The organism is Pantoea sp. ME81, from assembly GCF_903970985.1.
GTDB classification, from domain to species: domain Bacteria; phylum Pseudomonadota; class Gammaproteobacteria; order Enterobacterales; family Enterobacteriaceae; genus Pantoea; species Pantoea communis.
Window position 1 is genome coordinate 1 of the sequence record NZ_CAJCKS010000361.1, and the last position, 1,048, is coordinate 1,048.

Consider the following 1,048-nt stretch of genomic DNA (forward strand, 5'->3'; position numbering starts at 1 on the left):
TCATTGACACGGCAATGCTCCGCGGAGAGTTGCGCTGCCGGCCCTCCGGCGAAATGGCGCACGCCTGGCTGATGCTGACCCGGGAACTGCTGAGCCTCACGGCCGGTGCTCAGCAGGATAAAGCCCTGCTGCGCAGAGAGGTCCGTCGAAGAACAGCTGACTTTCTGAGCCGGTACGGGGCGGAGGCTCGGGTATGAAGGTGCTGCTGCTCAGGGCCCTTCTGGCGCTTGTCTTTATTGCCGGCGGGATTCTGAGCGCGTCTGATGCCGGATTTGCCTGATGAAAGGCTGGCTGGTAGCGGAGTCGCTGAAAGATACGCCGCCTGGGCAGTGGATTGTGTATGGCTTCATGCTGACCGCCCTGACGTACGCCCTGCTGAGAACCGCCGGCAACCTCAGGGAAATTTACCGCCTGCGCCGGCTGGGGACGCGGCGGGCCAGACACTATGCCGTCAGGGTGTGGGGGGCCTCACCAGTGCCGCTTCAGCTGGTCCTGGCGGCGGAATGCCTTGTCACTGACGCGCTGTGCGCGCTGATGCTGCTGGCGCTCTGCGACGTCACCCTCTGGTGAGAACCGCTTTACCGGAACCAGCTTGTACGAAAGCGTCAGCCAGAGCGCTACTAACGGGAAATTACAGGAGAGAATGAGCATGATACAGAAACTGTCAGAGATTAACGGGGATGTCTCCTGGATGGACTGGAGCATGATAAGCATCCTGATTTTATTTGGCACCCTGGTCATGACCGTCATGATTATGTGGTGGCGCGTCATCAGCAACGTGACCGAAGTCGTCCACATCCGGCGCCTCAAGGCCCGCCGCGGACGAAAATATGCCGAAGGTGCCTGGGGGGTTCGCCAGAACTCGCTGATGACGCTGCTTATCGCTGAGACCCTAGTGGCTCTTGCCATCAGCGCCCTGATTGTCCTCATGCTGACAGATCGGAAGCGAGTCGTGAAGGGAAAGAGGGTACGTCCGGGCGTATGTTCTGTATGCCGGCTTGAGAGTACATGACAAGAACATCACAAGGTGACGCACGACGCTGTATCG

General features: G+C 59.6%; 2 protein-coding genes and 1 pseudogene. All 3 read left to right on the top strand.

What is annotated here, in order from left to right:
- Positions 1–197: pseudogene (locus H7A81_RS27605) on the top strand (hypothetical protein); the annotation flags it as partial.
- A gap of 82 nt (positions 198–279) precedes the next feature.
- The gene (locus tag H7A81_RS27345; protein ID WP_182059347.1) at positions 280–570 is read left to right on the top strand and encodes a hypothetical protein; all 291 of its coding nucleotides are present in this window, start codon (positions 280–282) and stop codon (positions 568–570) included.
- Between the two features lie 79 nt (positions 571–649).
- The gene (locus H7A81_RS27350; protein ID WP_182059348.1) at positions 650–1,012 is read left to right on the top strand and encodes a hypothetical protein; all 363 of its coding nucleotides are present in this window, start codon (positions 650–652) and stop codon (positions 1,010–1,012) included.
- The last annotated feature ends 36 nt before the right edge of the window (positions 1,013–1,048 follow it).

Coding starts and splice junctions, on each gene's coding strand:
- H7A81_RS27350 (WP_182059348.1), top strand. CDS start 650: ATGATACAGAAACTGTCAGAGATTAACGGGGATGTCTCCTGGATGGAC.
- H7A81_RS27345 (WP_182059347.1), top strand. CDS start 280: ATGAAAGGCTGGCTGGTAGCGGAGTCGCTGAAAGATACGCCGCCTGGG.